The sequence below is a fragment of the uncultured Nostoc sp. genome, from assembly GCF_964245445.1.
Lineage (GTDB): Bacteria > Cyanobacteriota > Cyanobacteriia > Cyanobacteriales > Nostocaceae > Nostoc.
Map to the genome: position 1 here is coordinate 1 of NZ_CAXTNE010000357.1, position 4265 is coordinate 4265.

At 41.4% G+C, this 4265-nt stretch carries 5 protein-coding genes and 1 pseudogene; 1 reads left to right on the plus strand and 5 read right to left on the minus strand.

Annotation, left to right across the window (positions count from 1 at the left end; genetic code table 11):
- Nucleotides 1-197 (plus strand): annotated as a pseudogene (locus tag ACFE90_RS34505) (hypothetical protein); the annotation flags it as partial.
- A 306-nt stretch (nucleotides 198-503) separates the two neighbouring features.
- Here the strand turns inward: ACFE90_RS34505 and ACFE90_RS34510 are convergent.
- From ACFE90_RS34510 to ACFE90_RS34530, 5 genes are all read right to left on the minus strand, one after another.
- Entirely contained in the window at nucleotides 504-1037 is a 534-nt protein-coding gene (locus tag ACFE90_RS34510; protein WP_375506782.1) for a hypothetical protein, read from the minus strand.
- A gap of 247 nt (nucleotides 1038-1284) precedes the next feature.
- Entirely contained in the window at nucleotides 1285-1488 is a 204-nt protein-coding gene (locus ACFE90_RS34515) for a ChaB family protein (protein WP_109009734.1), read from the minus strand.
- Between the two features lie 228 nt (nucleotides 1489-1716).
- Nucleotides 1717-1884, minus strand: coding sequence for a thiamine pyrophosphate-dependent enzyme (locus ACFE90_RS34520; protein WP_375506783.1), 168 nt, complete (start codon nucleotides 1882-1884; stop codon nucleotides 1717-1719).
- Nucleotides 1885-1894: 10 nt separating this feature from the next.
- On the minus strand, nucleotides 1895-3016 hold the full coding sequence (locus ACFE90_RS34525) for an aldo/keto reductase (protein ID WP_375506784.1): 1122 nt from the start codon (nucleotides 3014-3016) through the stop codon (nucleotides 1895-1897).
- Between the two features lie 117 nt (nucleotides 3017-3133).
- Entirely contained in the window at nucleotides 3134-3595 is a 462-nt protein-coding gene (locus tag ACFE90_RS34530; RefSeq protein WP_375506785.1) for a pyridoxamine 5'-phosphate oxidase family protein, read from the minus strand.
- Between the last annotated feature and the right edge of the window lie 670 nt (nucleotides 3596-4265).

Genomic DNA, 4265 nt, shown 5'->3' on the forward strand with positions numbered 1-4265 from the left:
TTTTTAGCGATCGCTGGTTTTTGATCCTACCTCACCAAATCGCGTTGCTCCCGTATAGCTACTCAATGCCGTTTCAACTCATTGATAACTTTCCCGCAGAGATGGCAATTCCGATGTTACGCGATTACCTCTCAGTTAAATGGCTAAAGATACTAACGTTATCAAGATGTAGAACAGCCCTGGTTACGCTGGTATGATTGGACAGGCTGCTGGGTATTGACTTCTACAGAGCAGGAAAGCCAACGGGCTGAACGCTTGATTGCACAATTGCGTAGACGGGTTGGCAAAGCCTCTTGTAGAGAAGCGGCTTGTCGTTATATCATGTCCGGCTGATTAGTTATAATTTTTGCATCTGTGCAAAAACCTGAAAACCCTTTTTCCCTCAGCTAAGAACCCCCTTGCAGTCTTAATGATAAGTCTTTAACCGGACACAATATTAGATCATCGCTCGGCGTTGAACCCGATGTAGATTAGCTTTTTTAGAAACTTGACGCTCCCATCCTTTAATTGCTCACAAGTTTGCGCTTTTGTGAATAATCTGTATAGCCTTGAATATTTTCAGGTTCAAATTGACGCAGTACGCGCGTAGCTTCGCGTATTAAATCCTCATTTCCGGTAACTGCAATTAAGTATTTGCCAGCATTCAGACGGTTACGATAGGGTAAAGCATCGCCACTGCTAACTGTTAACCCGACAGTTCGACCGATTAAACCAGCGCCCAAAGCACCGCCTATACCTCCTAAGATCCCAGCAAGAAATTCATTGCCAAATCGAGCAAACTGGGGAAATATTTCAATTTCTGTGAGATAGTTGAAGGCATAACCTGCAACAAATCCAAAGGGTACAAGCCACCACAAGAGCCGATTTGATTGTTTGCGGGCTTGCTTGTCGGGATCAATTAGTCCAAATTCATCAGCACTTAAATAACCATCGCCCAAAATATTGACTTGTGAAATTGGCAAGCCTGCTTTTTCCAGAGCAGAGTAGGCGGCTTCTGCTTGTATTCGATCTGGTAAAACTGCAACAAGGTAATTCATAAGACCTCACTTAATAAAGTTTTTTTGTGCAGTAATAAAACTGCTCAATACAATCTGATTGAAAAATGATTGCGACAGATGAAGGTCTAAAAACGATTACCAGTAATATCATATCCCGCTAATTAGTTAAAGTTACCACATCTGTGCAAAAATCGGAAAACCCTCTTTCCCTCTGCGGTCTTAATGATAAGTCTTTAACCGGATACGATATAACTCTTCGCCAATCTAAAATGCAGAATGATATAAGCTATTCTGGCTTTTTGTGCCATTGTCCATCGTTGCCTTTTTCGTAATCGCGTTTCACAGCGCTCCAAGCAACACGAAAGGCACGTTCTTCTTCACCATATTCTTCTTGAGCATTGTTAAATGCAGCCCGAAAAATTTCTTGGGCGTGCTTGGGTAAATGCTCTTTGACTGAATCAGGCAAGTCTGCAATCTCTTGGTAAGGCATAAATTTCGTTTCTTTACTTGATGGAGTAATATTCATAGGACTTATGCAAAAAGGCAGTGAAAGCTTTGATTTTCCGTAGGGGCAATACCCTGCGGGAAGCCGCTTTGCGTCTACATAAATTGTCCCTACATTTCATACTTGATGCGTAAGTCCTAATTCAATCTCACGCTTTGACAAAAATTTTTAAGTTTTTGGTTTTGACCTGCCCAGACAAGCCAAAGTCACTGATTAATTCTCTGATATATCAGACATAATATACCTCTTAATTAAATCATCACCGACGAATGCAACACACTGGTGATCGGGGTAGGCTATTTGAGCTGCGATCGCATAAGGTAATGCACAGGACATTGATGCTAGGGTTTCCGATACTGAGTGCATTTGTTTGCGTCTCATCTCTCCAATCTCACGTTTGCACTTGACTTTGAGGTGGAAAGCCATGTTGGATTCTGCCTTCATCAGCATCAAACTGTTTGGAAGTTTTGAATAGTTCAAAACGCCCATCGGCAGCATATTGGACGCAACGCTCGCGCAACGCTTGCATTTCTTTTGCCTGCATCGGTTGAAAACCACGGGCGATCGCTAAATTTTGTCGCAGTACTTCCAGGGAATCAATACCGCTAACAAGTGTAGCGATCGGTAAACTCATGGCATAGCGGATGGCTTCTTGGGGAGTGACTACACCTTTTTTTACTGCATCACCATTTCCACTGAGACTTTTCATGCCGATAGCGGCAATTCCCCGTTTGTTGAGTTCTGGTAACACCTGCCGCTCAAAACTGCGGAAGCTGGCATCAAAACAATTAAGCGGCATTTGCACTGCATCAAATGGGTAATTGTAGGAGAGCATTTTTAGATGAATAGCGGGGTCTTTATGACCCGTAAAGCCAACGAACCTAACTTTACCTTCTTTTTTCGCCTGATCCAGAGCTTCAATTGCTCCGTTGGCACGAAAGATCCTTTCTGGATCGTTGTCGTAAACAACTTCGTGAATTTGCCACAAGTCGAGGTGATCGGTTTTGAGACGACGCAGAGATTCTTCAAGTTGCTGCATTGCCACTTTGCGATCGCGTCCGTGGGTGCAAACTTTAGTCATCAAAAAAACCTTGTCTCGTCGCCCTTGCAACGCCTCTCCCATCCACTCTTCACTACGATGCTTGTTATACTCCCAAGCGTTATCCATGAAGGTGATGCCATTGTCAATAGCTTCGTGGGCGATGCGAATTGCCTCTTCCTTGCTCTTTGCTTGCCCTAAAGTTGCACCTCCAAGTGCGATCGTTGACACTTTCACCCCTGTTTTTCCCAGTGGACGGAGAGGAATTTCACCAGTGTTTGTGCTGTTCGTTGGAGTTGCAGATGATGTTGGAACCTCTGCCGCTTCTACTTCGGGATTGGCATTGAGAATGTGGTCAGCAAAAATTGCCCCTGCACCTGCACCGATAAAGCCTATTCCTTTTAAAAAATTTCGCCGCTTTACCTCTAAAGGTAGATGTTTTTGGGCGGCTTCATCATTATTTTTTTCTACCATTGATTTGTCGTAATTAAAAATACTTATTTTGCTAATTTTGCCCAACAATTACATATTTGAAAATAATTCATAATTAGTAATTAAAATCTTAACTACGAATTATGAATTAGTAATTACTTAAAGGCGTGATGGTGTCAAAAAACTAATTGTTTGTGGTTTGAAACTCGATGTACTATCCCAATAATTAACCTGGTTAATATTCACCTTAAGCAAAGCAATATCGGGTTCGTCCAGTCCTTTAGGAAACCAGGTTTGAAGTTCCGGCTTCCATAGCTCTCGCATCTTGTTGCGGTCTTTTACGAGTTCTGCTGAACCTGAGATAGAAACGTATCGCTGCTGTTCGGGTGACGAAAAACTAATATTTACCTGCTTATAGTGTTCAATCTCAGTCACCTTATGGGAACCAGCGTATGTAAAGAACCAGAGTGTGGCTTCAGAGTTAATCTCACCACTTTTTGACATAGGGTAACTATGCAAACTGCCATCATCATCGACTGTGGTAAACATACCATAATCAATATTTTTGATTAGTTCATGCAGCTTTTGAATCTGTTGAGCGCGGTCTGTAGAAGTTGCCATTGTTTGTACTCTTTGTACTCTTTTCTCTATTTGCTTTTCCTAGACTGTAATTTTTGATTACAATCAGGTTTCATGCTGGTAAAGTTACTTTTCAGTATTAACCTTTTTTGTTTAAATTGCGTGAGCCTACAGATGGAATTATCCTAAAATTAGCTTTTTTAGTTATATCTTTAGAGATATTGTTTGAGAGTGAATGTTATGTGCATACACGACTTTTAGGCATAGTAAAGTGAATTATCTGCTTATTTCTTTAGACAGAAATTTTATAAATTTTGCATGAATTTTTACTCTCTAAAAAGGCACAAAGTCAACAGGCTAGGCTTCGCCTCACTTACTAACGGCAGCAGATCAAGGAGTAGCATTAGGGACTTCCAAGAAATAAATTATCCAATCTTGTGGGGTGGATATTTTGTCCGCCTTTGGCTACAGGCGCTCGTCTTGCCCACCCCACAATAAGTAGTTGAGTATTTTTTTATTTGGAAGTCCTTTACTAGTCTCTAGCTGGAAACGAGATTTGAAAAGGCTTTCACGTTAAGTTGACACCAATGACAGTTGTACGCCCATACAGCCGATTCATTTAGTACAAAGATTTTTGTAAGTGGTATTACTTACTGAGAAAGCATTCAAGCATTTTGAGACAGCAAAAGCTTGTTTTACTTGCGGAAAACAC

Coding starts and splice junctions, on each gene's coding strand:
- ACFE90_RS34525 (WP_375506784.1), bottom strand. CDS start 3,016: ATGGTAGAAAAAAATAATGATGAAGCCGCCCAAAAACATCTACCTTTA.
- ACFE90_RS34520 (WP_375506783.1), bottom strand. CDS start 1,884: ATGAGACGCAAACAAATGCACTCAGTATCGGAAACCCTAGCATCAATG.
- ACFE90_RS34530 (WP_375506785.1), bottom strand. CDS start 3,595: ATGGCAACTTCTACAGACCGCGCTCAACAGATTCAAAAGCTGCATGAA.
- ACFE90_RS34515 (WP_109009734.1), bottom strand. CDS start 1,488: ATGCCTTACCAAGAGATTGCAGACTTGCCTGATTCAGTCAAAGAGCAT.
- ACFE90_RS34510 (WP_375506782.1), bottom strand. CDS start 1,037: ATGAATTACCTTGTTGCAGTTTTACCAGATCGAATACAAGCAGAAGCC.